Origin of the sequence: Nocardia rhizosphaerae, from assembly GCF_042650365.1 — a bacterium.
Taxonomy (GTDB): domain Bacteria; phylum Actinomycetota; class Actinomycetes; order Mycobacteriales; family Mycobacteriaceae; genus Nocardia; species Nocardia rhizosphaerae.
The window spans coordinates 1,019,992-1,038,939 of sequence record NZ_JBHSBA010000015.1 but is presented as its reverse complement, the minus strand read 5'-3'; the positions used below and the strand labels follow the sequence as shown (position 1 = coordinate 1,038,939).

18 protein-coding genes are annotated in these 18,948 nt (G+C 70.3%); 7 read left to right on the top strand and 11 right to left on the bottom strand.

Annotated features, from left to right (window positions below; genetic code table 11):
* Positions 1 to 25 precede the first annotated feature (25 nt).
* The 3 genes from ACFOW8_RS27030 to ACFOW8_RS27020 are packed head-to-tail and all read right to left on the bottom strand — an operon-like array spanning position 26 to position 3,375.
* A complete protein-coding gene (locus ACFOW8_RS27030) occupies positions 26 to 811 on the bottom strand; it encodes a 2-keto-4-pentenoate hydratase (protein ID WP_378554363.1) in 786 nt (261 codons plus the stop codon).
* Entirely contained in the window at positions 805 to 2,304 is a 1,500-nt protein-coding gene (locus ACFOW8_RS27025; RefSeq protein WP_378554361.1) for an MDR family MFS transporter, read from the bottom strand. The genes ACFOW8_RS27030 and ACFOW8_RS27025 overlap by 7 nt, the downstream gene beginning before the upstream one ends.
* Before the next feature lie 15 nt (positions 2,305 to 2,319).
* Positions 2,320 to 3,375 (bottom strand): 2Fe-2S iron-sulfur cluster-binding protein, encoded by a 1,056-nt coding sequence (locus ACFOW8_RS27020; protein ID WP_378554360.1) that lies wholly within the window; start codon positions 3,373 to 3,375, stop codon positions 2,320 to 2,322.
* Positions 3,376 to 3,567: 192 nt separating this feature from the next.
* On the opposite strand from ACFOW8_RS27020, the gene ACFOW8_RS27015 reads away from it, so the two are divergent.
* Both ACFOW8_RS27015 and ACFOW8_RS27010 read left to right on the top strand, forming a co-directional pair.
* On the top strand, positions 3,568 to 4,365 hold the full coding sequence (locus ACFOW8_RS27015; protein WP_378554359.1) for a mycofactocin-coupled SDR family oxidoreductase: 798 nt from the start codon (positions 3,568 to 3,570) through the stop codon (positions 4,363 to 4,365).
* Position 4,366: 1 nt separating this feature from the next.
* A complete protein-coding gene (locus tag ACFOW8_RS27010) occupies positions 4,367 to 5,194 on the top strand; it encodes a mycofactocin-coupled SDR family oxidoreductase (RefSeq protein ID WP_378554358.1) in 828 nt (275 codons plus the stop codon).
* 120 nt (positions 5,195 to 5,314) lie between these two features.
* Here ACFOW8_RS27010 and helR read toward each other — a convergent pair whose 3' ends face one another.
* The 6 genes from helR to ACFOW8_RS26980 form a co-directional block, all read right to left on the bottom strand.
* The gene (helR, locus tag ACFOW8_RS27005) at positions 5,315 to 7,501 is read right to left on the bottom strand and encodes an RNA polymerase recycling motor ATPase HelR (RefSeq protein WP_378554357.1); all 2,187 of its coding nucleotides are present in this window, start codon (positions 7,499 to 7,501) and stop codon (positions 5,315 to 5,317) included.
* Between the two features lie 165 nt (positions 7,502 to 7,666).
* Positions 7,667 to 8,542, bottom strand: a complete 876-nt coding sequence (locus tag ACFOW8_RS27000; protein WP_378554356.1) for an alpha/beta fold hydrolase — start codon at positions 8,540 to 8,542, stop codon at positions 7,667 to 7,669.
* 76 nt (positions 8,543 to 8,618) lie between these two features.
* The gene (locus ACFOW8_RS26995) at positions 8,619 to 9,410 is read right to left on the bottom strand and encodes an SDR family NAD(P)-dependent oxidoreductase (RefSeq protein ID WP_378554355.1); all 792 of its coding nucleotides are present in this window, start codon (positions 9,408 to 9,410) and stop codon (positions 8,619 to 8,621) included.
* A gap of 20 nt (positions 9,411 to 9,430) precedes the next feature.
* The gene (locus tag ACFOW8_RS26990) at positions 9,431 to 9,688 is read right to left on the bottom strand and encodes a hypothetical protein (RefSeq protein ID WP_378554354.1); all 258 of its coding nucleotides are present in this window, start codon (positions 9,686 to 9,688) and stop codon (positions 9,431 to 9,433) included.
* 8 nt (positions 9,689 to 9,696) lie between these two features.
* On the bottom strand, positions 9,697 to 10,068 hold the full coding sequence (locus ACFOW8_RS26985) for a nuclear transport factor 2 family protein (protein ID WP_378554353.1): 372 nt from the start codon (positions 10,066 to 10,068) through the stop codon (positions 9,697 to 9,699).
* A 92-nt stretch (positions 10,069 to 10,160) separates the two neighbouring features.
* On the bottom strand, positions 10,161 to 11,723 hold the full coding sequence (locus ACFOW8_RS26980) for an FAD-binding protein (RefSeq protein ID WP_378554351.1): 1,563 nt from the start codon (positions 11,721 to 11,723) through the stop codon (positions 10,161 to 10,163).
* A gap of 171 nt (positions 11,724 to 11,894) precedes the next feature.
* Here ACFOW8_RS26980 and ACFOW8_RS26975 point away from each other — a divergent pair, with 171 nt between their 5' ends.
* Entirely contained in the window at positions 11,895 to 13,526 is a 1,632-nt protein-coding gene (locus ACFOW8_RS26975) for a flavin-containing monooxygenase (protein ID WP_378554350.1), read from the top strand.
* 50 nt (positions 13,527 to 13,576) lie between these two features.
* On the opposite strand, the gene ACFOW8_RS26970 is transcribed toward ACFOW8_RS26975, so the two are convergent.
* The gene (locus tag ACFOW8_RS26970) at positions 13,577 to 14,083 is read right to left on the bottom strand and encodes a flavin reductase family protein (RefSeq protein WP_378554349.1); all 507 of its coding nucleotides are present in this window, start codon (positions 14,081 to 14,083) and stop codon (positions 13,577 to 13,579) included.
* Positions 14,084 to 14,213: 130 nt separating this feature from the next.
* Here ACFOW8_RS26970 and ACFOW8_RS26965 point away from each other — a divergent pair, with 130 nt between their 5' ends.
* On the top strand, positions 14,214 to 14,903 hold the full coding sequence (locus tag ACFOW8_RS26965; protein ID WP_378554348.1) for a PadR family transcriptional regulator: 690 nt from the start codon (positions 14,214 to 14,216) through the stop codon (positions 14,901 to 14,903).
* A gap of 33 nt (positions 14,904 to 14,936) precedes the next feature.
* Here ACFOW8_RS26965 and ACFOW8_RS26960 read toward each other — a convergent pair whose 3' ends face one another.
* Positions 14,937 to 15,872, bottom strand: a complete 936-nt coding sequence (locus ACFOW8_RS26960) for an ABC transporter substrate-binding protein (protein WP_378554347.1) — start codon at positions 15,870 to 15,872, stop codon at positions 14,937 to 14,939.
* A 66-nt stretch (positions 15,873 to 15,938) separates the two neighbouring features.
* Between ACFOW8_RS26960 and ACFOW8_RS26955 the strand changes: the two genes are divergently transcribed.
* The 3 genes from ACFOW8_RS26955 to ACFOW8_RS26945 are packed head-to-tail and all read left to right on the top strand — an operon-like array spanning position 15,939 to position 18,899.
* Positions 15,939 to 16,985: a FecCD family ABC transporter permease gene (locus ACFOW8_RS26955; protein ID WP_378554346.1), complete on the top strand. Its 1,047-nt coding sequence runs from the start codon at positions 15,939 to 15,941 to the stop codon at positions 16,983 to 16,985.
* Positions 16,982 to 18,073, top strand: a complete 1,092-nt coding sequence (locus tag ACFOW8_RS26950; protein WP_378554345.1) for a FecCD family ABC transporter permease — start codon at positions 16,982 to 16,984, stop codon at positions 18,071 to 18,073. The genes ACFOW8_RS26955 and ACFOW8_RS26950 overlap by 4 nt, the downstream gene beginning before the upstream one ends.
* On the top strand, positions 18,066 to 18,899 hold the full coding sequence (locus ACFOW8_RS26945; RefSeq protein WP_378554343.1) for an ABC transporter ATP-binding protein: 834 nt from the start codon (positions 18,066 to 18,068) through the stop codon (positions 18,897 to 18,899). The genes ACFOW8_RS26950 and ACFOW8_RS26945 overlap by 8 nt, the downstream gene beginning before the upstream one ends.
* The last annotated feature ends 49 nt before the right edge of the window (positions 18,900 to 18,948 follow it).

The window sequence follows — 18,948 nt, the reverse complement described above, 5'->3', positions numbered from 1 at the left end:
GGGCTGATCCCGCGGTATGGGTGGGTCAGCGGAAAGACAAACGGACGGAACCTAGTCCGGTGAACTCGGCATGGAAGTCGTCACCGGGGCGGGCGTCGATCGCGCGGGTGCAGGAACCGGGCAGCACGATGTCACCCTTCTTCAACCGCACCCCGAACGTGGCGACCTTGCGCGCCAGCCACGCCACCGCGATCACCGGATCACCCAATACCGCGTCACTGCGGCCCTCGGCGATGACCTCACCGTTGCGGGTGAGCACCGCATCGATGGCCTTGATATCGATATCGGCGGGCGCTACCCGCTCCTTACCGAGCACGAAACCGGCCGACGAAGCGTTGTCGGAAATGGTGTCGGCCAGGCCGATCTTCCAGTCCTTGATGCGTGAGTCGATCAGCTCGATCGAGGGCGCGTAGGCGGCTGTCGCGGCGAGCACGTCGGCTTCGGTGCAGTCCTCGCCGGGCAGGTCGGCGCCGAGCACGAACCCGACCTCGACCTCCACCCGCGGCAGAAGGTACTTCGAGGTGTCGACCGGGACGTCGGAGAAGACCTCCATGTCGGCGAGTAGATGCCCGTAGTCGGGCTCGTCGACACCCATCATCTCCTGCATCGCCTTCGACGACAGGCCCACCTTGTGGCCGACGATCCGCGCGCCGTCGGCCAGCCTGCGCCGGATATTCAACAGCTGGATCTCGTAGGCGTCCACGACGTCGATATCGGGATACCGGTCGACCAACGGGAGTACCGCCACCCGATCCCGCTCCGCGCGCGCCAATTCGGCGGCCGCCTCGGTGCGCACACTCGCTGTCAGCATCCTGATTCCCTCTTCTCCTCCGATGACTGCATCCCATGCTCGCGGCCACGACCGGCCCGCGGGCCCGCGTCTCCCGCTGGATGGACCGGAAATCGAGAACGGCGCGGGATTGTCGCGCACACCCCGACCAGCACCACCGTCATCGCCGCGATCGAGACGAAGACGAGATGTATGGCGGCGGAAAGACTCTCCGGCGACGGTGTTCCCGAGGCCCCGACCCTGGCGGTGACGATCGCGCCGAACACCGCCACCCCCACCGCGCTGCCCAGCGACCGCGCGAACAGATTGGCGGAGGTCACCACGCCACGCTCGGTCCACGAAGCACTGGTCTGGGCCGCGATCAAAGTGGGCGTGGCCACCAGCCCCATCCCCGCGCCGACCACGAAACACGATGCCGCGACCTGCCACAGCGGCGACCGGGCATCGAGCAGCAGCGTCGACGCGGTCCCGAGCGCGGCGACACCGCTGCCCACCACCGCGCAGGTGCGGAACCCGAAGCGCAGGTACACCTTTCCGGCCTGCGCCGCACTGAGCGGCCAGCCGAGCGTGAGCGCCCCGGTGACCATCCCCGCTACCAGCGCGCTGGTGCCGAGCACTCCCTGATTGAACATCGGCACATACGAGGTGAACCCGAACAGCAGCGCGCCTCCCAGCATCGACGCCACACTGCCTGCGACCAGCACCCGCCGGGTGAACAGCCACAGCGGCAGAATCGGGTGCGCCGCCCGGGATTCCACCACCGCGAACGCCACGAGCGAGACCGCGGCGCCCGCGAAGATCGCGATGCCGGTGGACGAGCCCCACGCCCAGCTCCGGCCACCCTCGAGCAGCCCCAGCACCAGCGCGCCCGCCCCGAGCGTCAACAGGGCCGCCCCCGCGTAGTCGATGCGGTGCCCGCGGCGCGGCGCCGACTCGGCGAAATGCCGGACCAGCATCGTGCCCGCCACCACGGCCACCGGCAGATTCACCAGGAAGATCCAGCGCCAGCCCAGATAATCGGCGAAAATGCCGCCGAGCAGCGGCCCGGTCACCGACGCCACCGCCCACACCCCGGCCAGATAGCCCTGCACCGTGGCTCGTTCGGCCAGCGTGTACAGATCACCGGCGATCACCATGGTGGTGGGCTGGATGGCGCCGGCGCCGATGCCCTGCACCGCACGGAACACGATCAGCGCGAGCATGCTCGGGGCCAGCCCACACAGCAGCGAACCCAGCGCGAACACCACCACCCCGAACAGCATCACCGGTTTGCGGCCGAAGGTGTCGGCCAGCGCACCGTAGATCGGCACCGTCACCGCCTGCGCGAGCAGATAGCTCGTGAACAGCCAGGGAAACAGGGCGAAATCGCCGAGACTGTCGGTGATGGCAAGGACAGCGGTCGCCAGAATCGTCGAATCCAGCGCGACCAGCGCGGTGGCGAGCATGAGCGAGACGAGCACGGGCCCGCGTTCGGACCCGAACCCGACCTCCGCGCGCACGGTATCGGTGGCCACGGCACACCCTCCGGGTCAGAAGCGGATACGGATGGAATCGGAATCCGGGCGGGCCTGGCAGGCGAGGGTGTAGCCGGCATCGATGTCGTCCTGGTCCAGCACCCCCGACTTGGCCACGGCCACCGCGCCGTCCACGACGGTGCAGGCGCACGACCCGCATTCGCCTTCCCGGCACGAGTACGGCACATCCAGTCCGTCGGCGAGCAGTACATCCACGAGCGTGCGCGAACGCGGCCAGCGCAGCGCGTGCTCGGCGCCGTCGAGTTCCACCGTCACCTCGGCGGCATCCCCGGCCTCGGCCGTGTCGAGGGGCTCGGGCTCGGCGAACGGGTCACCCGACAGCGACACGAACACCTCGGTGGTGATCCGGTCCCGCGACCAGCCCGCCCCGGTCAGCGCCTCGGTCACCGCGGCCATGAACGGGCCGGGACCACACACGAACGACTCGAAACCGGTGTGCGGCGCGGCGAATCCGGCGAGCTGGTCGGCGCTCGGCAGGCCCTGCAGCGATTCCAGCCAGTGCGTCACGCGCAACCTGCCCGGATACCGGGCCACCAACTCACGCAGCGCGTCGGCGAAGATCACCGAATCCTGGCCGCGATTGGCGTAGAACAGCACCACCCGGCCGGCGCCGTTGGCCAGCACCGACCGCAGGATCGACATCACCGGCGTGATGCCACTGCCCGCCGCCCACAGCAACAGATCGGTATCGAGCGAGGCGGGGGTGAACGTGCCCTGCGGAGGCAGCACGTCGACGGTGTCACCCGCCCTGATGTTGTCGCACAACCAGTTCGAGCCGTACCCACCATCGGTGCGTTTGACCGTCACCCGCGGCGGTTCACCGGTGAACGGCGAGCTGGCCAGCGAGTAGCACCGCGCCACCGGTGTCTCGCGGTCGGTCGGGATGCGCAGGGTGAGGAACTGGCCGGGCCGGTAGGCGAAACGATCCGCGGCGTGGTCGGGGACCTCGAAGACGAGCGAACGGGCGTCGGCCGTTTCCTCGATCACGGCCGCCACCCGCAGCGTCACCACCCGCGAGTCCTGCGGGATCTCGGCAGTCGCCCTCGTCACTGGTGTCCTCCTCCGTCACAGAACCGGTGTCGGAGGTCACCGTCGCAGGTGCGTGGGGATCGCCGGGGCCGCGTTCCCGGTGGACGGGAGGTCGGCGCCGGACCGCCCGCTCACCGGGAACACCAGCTCGGCGGCCCGGCCGGGCCCACCTAGCGTCGCCGACGTGGACACGCGAACTTCCGGGGGCGCCCGATGAACCGCATGCAGAACACCGTCGCGCTGGTGACCGGCGCCGCAGGCGGCATGGGCCGGGCCCACTGCCGCCGCCTCGCCGAGGAGGGCGCCGAGATCATCGCCGTCGACATCGCGGCCGCCGCCGACGCGCTGGCCGTGACCACGGCCGAGGTCGAAGCACTGGGCCGGGGCTGTGTGACCGCCCTGGCCGACGTGCGCGACCAGGCCGCTCTCGATGTGGCGGTCGCCGACGGCGTCGCGGCGCTCGGGCGCCTCGACGTGATTGTGGCCAATGCCGGTGTCTACCGCGATCTCGGCCCGTCCTGGGAGCTGACCGACGCGGACTGGCAGCGCACCATCGACATCAATCTCACCGGCATGTGGCACACCGTGCGGGCCGCAGTGCCCGCGCTGAGCGACGGCGGCTCGGTGGTGATCGTCAGCTCCACCAACGGCATCGTCGGCGCGGCGTCGGCCGCCCACTACTCGGCGAGCAAGCACGCCGTGGTCGGTCTCGCCCGCACCCTCGCCAACGAGCTCGGGCCGCGCGGGATCCGGGTGAACACCGTGCACCCCGGCTCGGTGGCCACGCCGATGATCCTCAACGACACCGTCTACGCCAAGCTCCGGCCCGACCTGGACAACCCGACACGCGACGACGCGGCGGAGGCGCTGGCCCGCCGCACCATCCTGCCGGTCCCCTGGGTGGACCCGGTCGATATCAGCAATGCCGTGCTGTTCCTCGCATCCGACGAGTCCCGTTACGTGACGGGAACCCAGCTCGTGGTGGATGCCGGACTGACTCAGAAGGTGTGACATGGGACGAGTAGTGGGCAAGATCGCCCTGGTGACCGGCGCGGCACGCGGCATCGGCCGCGCCCAGGCCGTCCGGCTGGCCGAGGAAGGCGCCGACATCATCGCCGTCGACATCTGCGGACCGGTGGAAACGGTCGTCTCGCCCGGCGCGACCACCGACGACCTCGCCGAAACGGTGCGCGCCGTCGAGAAGACGGGCGCGCGGGTCGTCGCGGCGCCGGTCGACGTGCGCGACGGCACCGCGCTGCGGGCGGCCGTCGACGCCGCGGCCGCCGAACTCGGCGGACTCGACATCGTCTGCGCGACAGCGGGAATCAGCTCCAGCGGGTCCGCCCTCGAGCTCACCGAGCAGCAGTGGCAGACCATGATCGATGTGAATCTCACCGGGGTGTGGCAGACCTGCAAGGCCGCCACCCCGCACCTGATCCGCCGCGGCGGCGGGTCGATGATTCTCACCAGCTCCATCGCGGGACTGCGCGGCCTGGTGGGCGTCGCCCACTACACCGCCGCCAAACACGGCGTGGTCGGGCTCATGCGGTCGATGGCCAAGGAACTCGCACCCCACCACATCCGGGTGAACTCGGTACACCCCACCAATGTGGACACACCCATGATCCAGAACGACATGGTGCGCAAGGTGTTCCGCCCCGACCGGGAAAACCCCACCCGCGAGGAGTTCGCCGAGGCGGCGGTGACCATGAACATGCTGCCGATTCCCTGGGTGGAACCGGTCGACATCGCCAATGCCGCCCTGTTCCTGGCCTCCGACGAAGGCCGCTACATCACCGCGGTGACGCTGCCCATCGACGCGGGCAGCACGCAGCGCTGACAATCTGCGCGGCATCGGCTGTCGCTGGGTGGTGCGGGCCCCGGCGAGTTCTGCGGCGCCGGGCCGAGCTGTCGGCCGGGATCCGGTCGGGTCGCCGACACCGTCCGACAGCCCGCTGGATCAGCGTGCTGTCGCCGCTGTCGCCGGATGGTTCAGCCCGCGCAGCGAGCGTGGCAGCTCGCGGGTGTGCAGCACTCCCAGACGCTGGGTGGCACGGGTGAGGGCGACATAGAGTTCCGCGGCGCCGCGCGGGCCGTCGGTGCGGATCCGGTCCGGCTCCACCACCAGCACGGCGTCGTATTCCAGGCCCTTGGTCGCCGCGGCCGGCACCGTGCCGGGGACCTCCGGTGGACCGATCACCACGCTGGTGCCCTCGCGTCCGTCCTCGTCCTGCACGAATTCGGCGATGGCCGTTGCCAATTCATCGTGGTCGACGTGCCGCGCCCAGGGCTGGACGCCGCAGGCGCGGACCGACTCCGGTGCGGTGATCTCCGGCGCGAACTCTGCGAGCACCGCGGCGGCGACCGCCATGATCTCCGTCGGTGTGCGGTAGTTGACGGTCAGGGACCGGTAGGCCCAGCGGCCGGGCACATAGGGGTCCATGACCTCGGCCCACGAGGTCGCGCCAGCCGCCGACCGGCGCTGCGCGAGGTCGCCCACCACGGTGAACGACTTCCCCGGGCAGCGGCGCATCAGCGCCCGCCACTCCATCGCCGACAGTTCCTGCGCCTCGTCGACGACGATGTGCCGGTAGGTCCAGTCCCGGTCGGCGGCGGCGCGTTCGGCGAGCTCGCGGGTGTCGCGTTCGCGGAACCGTTCGGCCAGGTCCGCCCCGAACAACATGTCCTGGGCGAAGAGGTGATCCTCGTCGTCCATGTGATCCTCGCGGGCGACCAGGGTGTCCAGTACGCCGGCGGCATAGGCGACCTCGGCCCTGCGCTCGCGTTCGGCCGTGTCGTCGACCGGTTCGCCGCGGCCGAGCAGTTCGTGCAGCTCGTCGAGCAGCGCCACATCCGGGATCGTCCATGCGGCCCCGTCGGCCCGGCGCAGCGCTGGGTCGGCACCGGCGACGGTCAGCCGCTCCGGCGACGAATACAGTTGTGCCAGCAGAGTTTCCGGAGTGAGGACGGGCCACAGTTCGTCCAGGGCCGCGGCGAAGGCGGTGTTGCCGGCGAGCTCGGCGACGAGGTCGGCGCGCAGCTGCTCCCAGGCCTCGCGGTCGTCACGGGTGAGCCAGCCCTTGCCGATTCGGCCGATCGCGCGCTCGGTGAGCACATAGGTGACGATCTCCTCGAACACCGCGCGCGCCTCGTTGTGCGGGCGCCCACTCGCCCGCGCCTCCTCCCGCGCCCACTGCGCCGTCTCGGCATCGATGCGTACTGTGACGTCGGCCAGGTCGATGGTCAGCGGCTCCACCGGCAGCCGCTGCCGGTCCGCGATCGCCGCCGCCAGCACGTCGAGCATGTGCAGCGACCCCTTGATCCGGGCGGCCGTCGGTGCGTCTTCCGCGGTGACCCGCAGTCCGGGCAGCAGTTCGCCCACGGTCGCGAACACCACATTCGTCTCCCCGAGCGAGGGCAGCACCCGCGCGATGTGGTGCAGGAAGGCCGGATTCGGCCCGACCACCAGTACACCCTGACGTTCCATCCGCTCGCGCTGGGTATAGAGCAGATAGGCGACCCGGTGCAGCGCCACCACGGTCTTCCCGGTGCCGGGGCCACCCTCGAGTACCAGCACACCGGGATGGTCGAGACGGATGATCTCGTCCTGTTCGGCCTGGATGGTCGCGACGATGTCGCGCATCCCGGTTCCCCGCGGCGCGTTCACCGCGGCCAGCAGCGCCGCGTCCCCCTGGTCGGCGCCGGAGGGGTCGCCGAGCTGTTCATCGGTGAAATCGGCGAGGTGGCGGCCACGGGTGTGGAACTGGCGGCGCCTGCGCATGCCCTCCGGCGCGGCACCGGTCGCCACATAGAACGGTCTCGCGGCGGGCGCGCGCCAGTCCAGCAGCAGCGGCTCGAACTCGTTCGCCTCGTCGAACAGCCCTATGCGGCCGATGTAGCGGGTCTCCCCGTCGGTGCTGTCCAGCCGCCCGAAGCACACTCCGTTGTCGGCGACGTCGAGCCGCTTGCCCTCCTTGGCGAGTGCCCGCACCTCGACATCGCGATCCATCGCGGAGACCCCCGTGCTCCGCAGCGCCGCGCCGTAGCGGGTGCGCACCCTGGCGCGTTCGGTGTCGAGTCGCGCGTACAACCCGTCCACATAGCGCTGTTCGGAGCGCAGTTCGTCCTGATACCCCTGAGTTGACATCCTGCCCTCACCTTCCGGTTCGTCCATCCCGGCGGAGCGCGTCGATCACTCCTGTTTCCGCAGCTCACGGCTTCGGCGGACGATTATGCGGCACGAAGGGGGCCTTGCGGCAAGGCCCCCTGTGCGCTATATCTTGGAAAGGGAAGGGGGACTCCGAGTCCCCGCTCAGTTCGCCGGTTCGGCATCCTTCCGGGTCAGAAACGCCATAACGGCCGACTCGAATTCGTCCTTACGCTCGATCATCGCCCAGTGCCCGCAGTTCGGGAACACGTGCAGCTCGGCGTGCGGAATGGTGCGCATCGGGATCAACGCCATGTCGAGCGGACTGACCCGATCGTCGCGACCCCAGGTGATCAGCGTCGGCGCCGCTACCTTGTGCAGCATCGCCCACGGCGGCGGCGCGTCCGACGCCTCCATGGCGCGCACCATCATGGCGAAGGCGGCCTTGCTGTACATCCGACGGGCGCTGTCGAGGGTGGCCGGATCGGTGGCCTGGGTCCAGCGCTCCTCGATGAGCTCCTCGGTGACCAGCGCCGGGTCGTACACCATCGAATTCAGCCACTGGATCAGCCGCTCCCTGGTCGGCTCCTCGGTGAACTCCTGCAGCAGCTTGATGCCCTCCCCGGGACCGGGGCTGAACAGATTGCGGCCGATGCCGCCGATCGTCACCACCTTGCCGACCCGCTCGGGGTGCGCGATGGCGTAGTTCAGCGCCACCCCGCCGCCCATCGAGTTGCCGATGATGTCGACACTGTCGAGGCCGAGCGCGTCGATGAAGCGCACGACCGCGTCCAGCGCGGTCACCATCGGATGCCCACCGAAATCGTCACTCACCCCGAAACCGGGGAACTCCAGGACCAGGCAGCGGAATCGGTCGGCGAACGTGGCGAGATTGCCGCGGAAATTGCGCCACCCCGTCACACCGGGACCCGACCCGTGCAGCAACAGCAGCGGCGGCCCGTCGCCCGCTTCGTGATAGCGCAGCACGCCCGCGTCGGTGCGGATCTCGCGCAAGGTGCTCTCGTAGCTCAGGTCGCTCACGACTCCACCTCGCTGGCGCTCGGTTCCGTCGTGCGCGAAGGCGCGCTGTGCTGATGGTTCACTCGCTGACGCTCACTCACGCGTGCGTCCCGCCGTCGATGCGGATCTCGGTGCCGGTGATGAAGGCGCCGTCGGAGGACACCAGCATGGCGATCACCCCGGCCACCGCGCTCGGATCGCCCATGCCCGCACCGCCGGACTCCAGGTCGGTCGGCAGCACCGGCGACAGCTTCGCGAACAGCGCCCAGTCGGCGTCGGCGGGCACGTACCCCGGCGTCGCGTCGGTGATCCCGGACTTGATGCTGCCCGGCGCCACACACACCGCGCGCAGACCCTTGCCGCCGAACTCGAGGGCGATGGCGTGGGTGAAGGACTGGATGCCGCCCTTGCTGGCCGCGTAGGCCGCCATATACGGGTGGGCGAACGCCGCCGAGGTGGAACTGAAATTGACCACCGTCGACCGCGGGTTCGCCAGCAAGGCGGGCAGCGCCTCGCGGACCACGAGGAAGGTGCCGGTGAGATTCACCCGCAGAATGCGGTCCCACAGGTCGAGCGGGGTCTGCTCGGTGTGTGTGGCGCGCAAGATGCCCGCCGCGTTCACCACCGCGTCCAGCCCGCCGAGGGTGTCCACAGCGGAGCGGACACCCGCCACCACCGACTGTTCGTCGCCGATATCGATCGGCAGGCTGGTCAGCCGGTCGGCGGTGCCGCGCTCGGCGGCCTGCGCTGCGGTCGCGGCCAGGCCGTCGGCCGAGACGTCGGCGCCGACCACGCGGGCACCCTCGTCGAGCAGCCGCAGCACCGTGGCCTGGCCGATGCCGGAGGCGGCGCCGGTGACCAGGATACGCTGGTCGTCGAGTCGGTTCATGATTCTCCTGAGATGTCGGGTCAGCCGAGCCGGCCGGGAACCGGCTCGTGCCGCAACTGATCGGTGGTCAACGTGCCCGCGCGGACGGCGTCCTCGATCGAATCGCGCAGGGCGGGACAGGTGGGGATCCAGCTGCTCGGCTCACCGAGGGCCGCGCGCCGGGCGAACTCCGGGCACGCGGACTCGGCGTCGTCGAGCCACTGGACGCTGGTGTGGCTCGGGCTGAATTTCTCGGCGAGGACCTTGTTACCGCAGCTCGCGCACTCGACGGGATGCACGGGCCACCTCAGCCGGTGACCATGTCGTCCTGCGACCAGAACGCGCGCATGCCGGTGATGCGGGCGTCCTCGTCGAAGGTCATGACATCGATCGGGTCGAGGGTGAAGGTCTGCTCACCGAACTTGGTGACGACCCGGAAACTGAAGGCCGCGCTGTTGCCCGCGACCCGCACCGAGAACAGTTCGGTGGACCGTTCCAGCGGCTCGATGGCCTGATAGAACGCGAGGATCGCGGCCCGGCCGACATGCGGTTCGCTACCGACCGGGTCCTCCACCGTCGCGTCCTCGCGGTAGAGGGCGACGATATCGGCGGCCGAGCCGCTGCCGACGGCGTCGATGTATTTCCGGACCGTGGCGCGAATGTCGTCCGCTGTAGCCATCGTGGAACTCCTGGGAAATCGGGGGTTGATATGTGAACGGTGCCACACTCGCCGGCCGGGAGGGCAGCGGCCCTCCCGGCCAGCGGGACGGGTCATTCGCCCAGCATGTGCCGCACGGCGAGGTGACTGAACAGCATGGACGCGCCGATCGGGTTGCCGCCGCCGGGATACACCGTGCCGCTCACCGCGGCCATCGTGTTGCCCGCCGCGTACAGGCCGGGAATCGGTGCGCCGTCGCGGCCGAGCACCCGCGCGGCGGTGTCGGTCCGCAGACCGCCCTTGGTACCCAGATCCGAGATCCCGAACGCCGCCGCGTGATACGGGCCCTTCTCGATCGGCACCAGCGGCGGCTCTCCGTTCGAGAAGGCTCGGTCGTAGGCCTCGTCACCGCGACCGAAGTCGGGATCGACGCCGTCGGCGACGAAGGTGTTGAACCGTGCGACCGTGGCTTCCAGGTTCGCCGCGGGCACACCGATCTTGGCGGCCAGCTCGGTGAGGGTGTCGGCGGTGTGCCACAGGCCCGCCGCGACATAGTCGGCGGTGTCGACCATGGACACGTTGGTCGCCTTGATCGGCGGCACCTCGCCTTCGGTGTCGTCGTAGATCATCCAGAACGGCAGCGTCAGGCCGCGCTCGTCCATCTGCCGGATGACCTCGCGGCCGAGCCGGTCGTAGGGGGCGGACTCGTTGACGAACCGGTTGCCCTCCTGATCGACGAAGATGCCGCCGGTGAACCACAGCGCGAACGCCGACCGGCCGTCCGGGTGGGTCAGCCCCGGCGACCACCACGCCTGATCCATCAGATCGGTATCGGCGCCCGCCGCGATCCCCGCCTGATGCGCCAGACCCTGATTTCCCCACGGCCCCATGGTGTCGCGGGCCGCGCCGGGCACCCCGTAGTGCGCGCGCAGCGCGTCGTTCTGCTCGAAACCGCCTGCCGCGAGCACCACCCCGCGCCGGGCCCGGATCGCGTACCGGCCACCGGTCCGCTCCACGATCGCCCCGGTGACCACCCCGTCCTCGACGACCAGTTCCACCAGCGGCGAATTCAGGTGCAGCGCGACGTGCGGGTAGCTCGCCAGCGCGCGCAGGAACCGCCCGATGAGGGCCTGCCCGCCGATGAGCAGCTCGGGGAGTGGGGCGCCGAGCCGGTCGGTGTCCAGCGGCCCGCGCAGCGATTCGCGCAGGGCTCCCAGCTCGGCCGCGGGTAGCGGCTCCGGCATGATGTGCCGCTGCCCGTCCAGCCGGGCCTTGGGCGCCTTGCCGAAGTAGTCCGGCCAGGGCAGCATCTGAAACGCGAACCGGTCGTCGGCTTCGAGGTATTCGATGAGGTCGCGGCCCCGCGTGACGAAGGTGCGCTGCAGCTCGTCGGGGGTGCGGTCGCCGACGACGGCGCGGAAATAGGTCAGCGCGTCCTCGACGGTGTCGTCGGTCCCGGCGCGCCGCAGCACCGGGTTGGCCGGGAACCACACCCCGCCGCCGCCCGAATACGCGGTCGTGCCACCGAATTTGTCGGTCGCCTCGACCACCGCGACGCTGAGCCCTTCGCGGGCGGCGGTGTAGGCGCCTGCCAGGCCACCGCCCGAGCCCGCGACCAGCACATCCACTTCGTCGTTCCAGTCCACCACTGTCTCCTCCCGTGCCTGCGGGCACATCGGCGACGACGGTATGCCCGCGGCCGGTGGCGCCGGTCGGCATCGTCCCGATGACCGGGACGACATCGATGTGGTGAACGTGCCGGTCAGCGGGAAGGGGACCTGCTCGGCCGGTGCGTCCGTCCCTACCGTCGCCCGCAGAGAACCGGTCTCCAGCGAAAGGCAGACACTGTGAACCCCGAGACCTCAGCGGCACCAGCGACCGAGCGGGCCGACGTCGACGTGGTCGTCGTCGGCGCAGGCATCGCCGGCCTGTACGCCCTGCACCGATTCCGCCGCAGCGGCCTGAGCGTGCGGGTGTTCGAGGCGGGCGCGGGCGTCGGCGGCGTCTGGTACTGGAATCGCTATCCCGGCGCGCGCTGCGATGTGGAGAGCGTCGACTACTCGTACTCCTTCGACGAGGCGTTGCAGCAGGAGTGGGACTGGAGCGAGAAGTACGCCACCCAGCCGGAGATCCTGGCCTACCTCGAACACGTCGCCGACCGCTACGACCTGCGCCGCGACATCGAGTTCGAGACCAGGGTCACCGATATCGCGCTCGACGAGCCCACTCTGCGCTGGCGGGTCGCCACCGACACCGGTCGCGCGGTCACCGCGCGGTTCGTGGTGCTGGCCACCGGTCCGCTCTCGAACGCGAACACCCCGGCCATTCCCGGCCTCGACACCTTCGCCGGGCAGATCCTGCACACCTCGCACTGGCCGCACGACGGCGTCGACCTGACCGGGCAGCGGGTGGGGGTGATCGGCACCGGGTCCTCCGGCATCCAGACCATTCCGTGCCTGGCCGAGCAGGCCGACCGGCTGCACGTGTTCCAGCGCACCGCCAATTACAGTGTGCCTGCGGGTAACAGGCCACTCACGCCGGAGCAGCGGCAGGCGCAGAAGGCGGACTACGCCGAGCGCAGGCGGCTGTCGATGGCCAGCGGCGGTGGCTCGCCGCACCAGGCGCATCCGCGGTCCGCGCTCGCGGTGAGCGAGGCGGAGCTGCGCGAGGCCTACGAACAGCGCTGGGCGCTGGGCGGGGTGCTGTTCAGCAAGACCTTCCCGGACCAGCTGACCGATCGCGCGGCCAACGACACCGCGCGGCGGTTCTGGGAGGAGAAGGTGCGCGCCGTCATCGCCGACCCCGCGGTCGCCGACCTGCTGATCCCGCGCGACCACCCGATCGGCACCAAGCGCATCTGCACCGACACGAACTACTACCAGACCTACAACCGCGACAATGTGGAGCTGGTGAATCTGCGCGTCACCCCGATCACCCGCGTCGATCCGGTCGGCGTGCACACCACCGACGCGCACTACCCGCTCGACACCCTGGTGCTCGCCACCGGTTTCGACGCCATGACCGGGTCGGTGTCGAAGATGAACATCGTCGGGCGTGGCGGGCAGACTCTCAACGCGGCGTGGCGCGAAGGGCCGAAAACCTATCTGGGACTGGGGATGACCGGTTTCCCCAACCTGTTCAACCTCACCGGTCCCGGCAGCCCGTCGGTGCTGGCGAACATGGTGCTGCACTCGGAACTGCACGTGGACTGGGTGGCCGAGGCCATCGAATTCCTCGACGGCAGGGGAGCGGTGGCACTGGAGGCGCGGCCGGACGCGGTGGCCGACTGGGTGCGCGAATGCGCCGATCGGGCGGCGGGAACCCTGATGATGCAGGCGAATTCGTGGTACCTGGGCGCCAATATCGAGGGCAGGCCGCGGGTGTTCATGCCCTTCGTCGGCGGCTTCGGGGTCTACGGTCAGATCATCGCCGAGGTCGCGGCCGCGGGCTACAAGGGCTTCGACGTGCTGGAGCTGTGAGCCGCGACGACGCCGTGGTGGTCCGCGCCGGGCCACCACGGCGTCGGGGGTCAGGCCGCGAAACCGCCGAAACCGCCGCGATAGAACAGCAGCGGCCGCGCGCCGTCGACGGCCCGCAGGGCGCCGATCCTGGCCAGGACCACCGTGTGGTCGCCCGCGTCGTGTTCGAGTTCGACCGCCACTTCGATCCTGGCCAGCGCGCCCGCCAGCGCGGGCGCGCCGTTGCCCGCGCGCTCCCACTCGATCCCGGCGAATTTGTCGGCCCCGCTCACCGCGAACTGACGGCACAACCCGCCCTGATCCTCGGCCAGCACGTTGACACACAGCGTGCCCACCTCCCGCAACCGCGGCCAACTGGTGGAAGTCTTGGCCGGGCAGAACGACAGCAGCGGCGGATCCAGCGACACCGACACCACCGACTGGCAGGCGAAACCCAGCGGCCGCGTCCCGTCGTGGGCGGTGATCACCGCGACGCCGGTCGCGAAATGCCCGAGCACTCTGCGCAGCTCGGCGGGGGCGGGGATATCCGCGTCGACGACGACGTGGTCTGCATTCATGGGGGATCCTCCCGGACGGAATTCGATGCTTCCCACCATCGGTGGTGCCCGGTGATCGGCTCAAGGCGTCCTCCCGGTGAGCGGTTGGCGGCCGGTCTGGACCACTGCCCAGGCTTGCTACCATGCACCGATGGCGACTCCCGACCCTGACTCCGGCGTGCCCAATCTGCCGCCGACCAGCTGGGCGGTTCTCGCCATGCTCTCCTACGAGGAGGAGGTCTCCGGCTATGACCTCAAGAAGTGGGCGGACTGGAGTCTGCGCTACGTCTACTGGACGCCCTCCTACAGTCAGATCTACGCCGAGCTCAAGAAGCTCGAACAGCACGGTTTCGCCAGTTCCCGGCTCGACCGCGACAACGCCACCAGGGGGCGCAGGCTCTACCGGATCACCGATGCCGGGCGGGCCGCCGTCACCACCTGGTGGAACGAGGCGCCCGTCGACCCCTCGGTGCTCAAACACCATGTGCTGCTGCGGGTCATGTTCGGTCACCTCGGTTCCCCGGAACGGCTCAAGCAGATCCTGCGCGACCACATCGCCGATGTCGACCGGCTCCAGCAGCACGCCGCGATCGACGCCGAGGCGGCCAAAGCCGAACCGGGCTGGGCGTATTCGCAGATCGTGCTGCAGTGGGCGCAACGCCACTACGCCACCGAACGCGATCTCGCCCAGCAACTCATCGACGAGATCGATGCCGCCGCCACCGTACTGGAGGGCGCCGAACACGATGAGCGCGCGGAGTACCCGCATCCCACCCCGGGCCGCTGGCGTGAGGTCGAACAGCGCGTGCGTGCGGAAGGTGGGCATCCCAGCGCGGAATGAGCGGGCGGGGGCGCGGATCGCGCCCCCGCGCCGTTACGGGGTGACCAGACGCTCGATGTCGTCGATGATCTTGTTCGCGCCGAGCACGCCGATGCCGAGCATCCAGGTGTCGTCGGCCACTTCGTAGGCCTGACCGCTCGCGACCGCGGGCAGCGCGTCCCACAGCGCGGTGACCCTGGCCTTGGTGGTGCCGGTGGACGAGCCGGTGTAGTCGGCGTGGAACACCACATCCCCGTTGATCTGCTCGTACCGCTCCGGGTCCAGCTCGGCCATCGAGTACGTGTTCCACTCGCGGTCCTGATGCCGGTAACCCAGCTGCGCCAACACCGAACCGGAGAACGTCTCCGGGCCGTACAGCCGGAAGCGGTCCTCGGTGAACCGGACCATCGACACCGTCTTGCCCGATGCGCCGATCCGCTGGCCGACCGTCGTCGCCCTGGTGTCCAGGTCGGCGAGCAGCCGGTTCATCTCGGCCGACTTGCCCACCGCCGCCGCGGTGAGGTTCGCCTGGTCGTGCCAGTTGGTGCCCGAGGTCTCGGAGAACACGGTCGGGGCGATCGCGTCGAGCTGGGTGTAGAGCGCTTCGTGCCGGATCTTGGCGCCGATGATCAGATCGGGTGCCAGGTTCGCGATGGCATCCACGTCGGGGTCCTGGATGGTGCCCACGGTGGCGACGCTGTCGAGCTTGTCCGCCAGGTACTTCGGTGCCCCGTAACCGACGGCGCGCTCGGTGATGGCCGCCGGCTGGAGGCCGAGCGCCACCAGGGCGTCCAGGTGCGGGGAGTCCAGGACCACGATTCGCTGCGGACTCGCGGGAACCGTCGTCTCGCCCATCGCGTGCGTGACGACGCGCCCGTCCTCGACCTCGGAATCGGCCGAGCCGCACCCGGTCAAGGCCAGGCTCGTCGCCGCGACCAGCGCACCCAGCGCGGTCTGCAGCCGTCGGCTTCTCTTCTGCTTGATGTCCACGGCAGGCACCTTAGCCTAACCTAACCAAGGTTGCCCTATCTTTGTCGGCGCGGGTACAGTCCGCCGGTGCGTTCGAGTCCTGAAGCCGTGCCCGCCCGGGTCGGCCCCGTCCCGCTCGCCCGCGGTGCCGGTGTACTGCTGTGCGCGGCGGTGCTGCTGTTCGGCGTCTGCGTGGCAAGTCTGGCCGTCGGCGCCAAGTCCATTCCGATGGGTGAGGTCGTCGGCGCGCTGCTCGGCCAGGGCGACGGCAGCGTGCGGGTGATCATCGGCGACTGGCGGCTGAGCCGGACCGTGGTCGGCCTGGTCTGCGGCATCGCTCTCGGCGCGGCCGGGGTGGTCATCGGGGCGCTGACCCGCAATCCGATCGCCGACCCCGGCCTGCTCGGGGTGAACGCGGGCGCCTCGCTCGGCGTGGTGGCCGGGCTCGGCATCACCGGGGGCATGGGAGTCGCCGGCTACACCTGGTTCGCCTTCGCTGGGGCAGGCGCCGCTGCGGTGATCGTGTACCTGCTGTCGATGATCGGCCAGGCCACGGCCTCCCCGCTGCGGCTGGCGCTGTCCGGCGTGGCGCTGGCGGCGGTGCTGTCGGGGATCACCCAGCTGCTCGTCTTCCTGGACGAGGACGTGCTCGACGCCTACCGGTACTGGCGGACCGGGTCGCTGGCCACCCGCGCGCTGGCCGACGTGGTCCCGCTGCTGCCCTATGTGCTCGGCGCGGTGCTGCTTGCGCTCGCGCTGTGCCGCTCGCTCAACGTCCTCGATCTCGGTGACCGGACCGCGGCCGCGCTCGGGGTGAACCTGGGCCGGGTGCGGTTCCTCGGCTTCGTCGTCATCACCGTGCTGTGCGGGGCCGCCACCGCGCTGGCCGGGCCGATCGCGTTCGTCGGGCTGCTGGTGTACCACATCGCCCGGTATCTGGTCGGCTCGGATTTCCGGCTGCTCGTGCCGCTGGCGATGGTGCTCGCCCCGGTGCTGCTGCTGGCCGCCGATGTGCTCGGCCGGGTCGTCGCGGGCGGTGAGCCGGTGCCGGTCGGGGTGATGACGGCCTTCCTCGGCAGCCCGGCGCTCATCGCGCTCATCGTGTGGAGCCCGCGGATGGGAGCCGAATCGTGACGCTCACCGACCTGTCCGGGCCGGGATCCCGGCTGCTGACCCGCACCGGCGTCACCGCGGGCGATGTCGTGCTTCGGCTCGGCCGGACGACCGTGCGTTTCGACCGGCGCGCCACCGCCGTCACCGCGCTGCTCGTGCTCGCGGTCGCGCTGCTGGTGCTGGTCTCGCTCATGGTGGGCGAGTACACGATCGGGCCCGGGGCGCTCTGGGACGTGATCACCGGAGCGCCGCAGCGGCGCCTGGACCGGTTCTTCGTCGTCGACCGGCGGCTGCCGCGAGCGCTGGTGGCGGTCGGTGTCGGCGGCGGGCTGGCCGCGGCGGGCGCGATCTTCCAGCGGCTGCACCACAATCCGCTGGCCAGCCCCGACATCATCGGCTTCACCGACGGCGCCGCGGTCGGCGCGGTCCTGGCGATGATCACCTTCGGCGGTGGCCTCGCCATGGGCGCGCTCGGCGCGAGCGTCGGCGCGCTGGTCACCCTGGCGATCATCGCGGCACTCACCGTGCTCGGCGGGCTGCGCGGCACCCGGCTGGTACTGGTCGGCATCGCCTTGGCCGCGCTGTCGACCTCGGCGACGTTCTACCTGCTCAGCCAGGCGTATCTGCCGTCGGCGGCGACGGCCAACGCCTGGCTGATCGGCTCGCTCAGCGGTCGCGGCTGGGGGCAGGTGCTCGCCGTCGCGGCCGGGCTCATGCTGGTGACCCCGCTGGTCGTGGTGCTCGACCGCGCGTTCGGTGCCCTCGATCTCGGTGACACGGTGGCGACGACACTCGGTGTGCGCAGCGGCCGCGCGCGCCTCGGGCTGATGGCCGCCGCGACACTCCTGGTCGGTCTCTCGGTGGCCGCCGCGGGCCCGATCGCGTTCATCGCACTGGCCGCGCCACATCTGGCGCGCGGACTCACCCGCACCGCGGGCGCGGGAATCCTCCCGGCCACGTGCACGGGCGCGCTGCTGCTCGGAGTGAGCGATCTGGTGGCCGAACACGCCTTTCCCGCCCCGGTGCCCGTCGGTGTCCTCACGGTGAGCATCGGCGGCGTTTTCCTCATCTGGCTGCTGGTACGAGAGGGTCTGCGCCATCGTGTCTGAAACATCCACTCCGGCCGTCGAATCCGGCGCCACCGAGCCGCGGACCGCCCGGCTGCGCGGCGAGTCGGTGCGGGTCGTCTACGGCGAGCGGACCGTGCTGCACGAGGTGGACATCGCCGTGCCCGACGGGCAGTTCACCGTGATCATCGGCCCCAATGCCTGTGGCAAGTCGACCCTGCTCGCCGCACTGGGCCGGATCCTGCGCCCGAACGGCGGCTCGGTGATCCTGGACGGCAAGGACATCCACCGCTACTCCACCAAGGATGCCGCCCGCAGGCTCAGTCTGCTCCCGCAGACTCCCGGTGCGCCGGACGGCATCCTCGTCGGTGATCTGGTGGCGCGCGGGCGCTACCCGCATCAGGGTCTGCTGCGGCAGTGGTCCGACGACGATGCCGCCGCGGTCGCCGAGGCGCTGGCCGCGACCGGCACCACCGCGCTGCGGCACCGCAGGGTCGACGAACTGTCCGGCGGTCAGCGCCAGCGGGTCTGGATCGCCATGGTGCTCGCCCAGGCCACTTCGATCGTGCTGCTCGACGAGCCGACCACCTACCTCGACATCAGCCATCAGATCGACGTGCTGGAACTGTGCGACCGGCTGCACCGCGAGCACGGCCGCACCGTCGTCGCCGTACTGCACGATCTGAATCTGGCCTGCCGTTACGCCACCGAGCTCATCGCCATGCGCGACGGGCGGATCGTCGGTCGGGGCAGCCCGCGCGAGCTGGTCACCCCCGAGCTGATGCGCGCGGTGTTCGACCTGGACTGCGTGGTGGTCGACGATCCGCTGACCGGGTCACCGATGATCGTGCCTGCGCGCCGCGGGTAGTTCCGCCTCGGCGCCGCGCTCGACGGTCACCTTTGCGCCGATCGGGCGA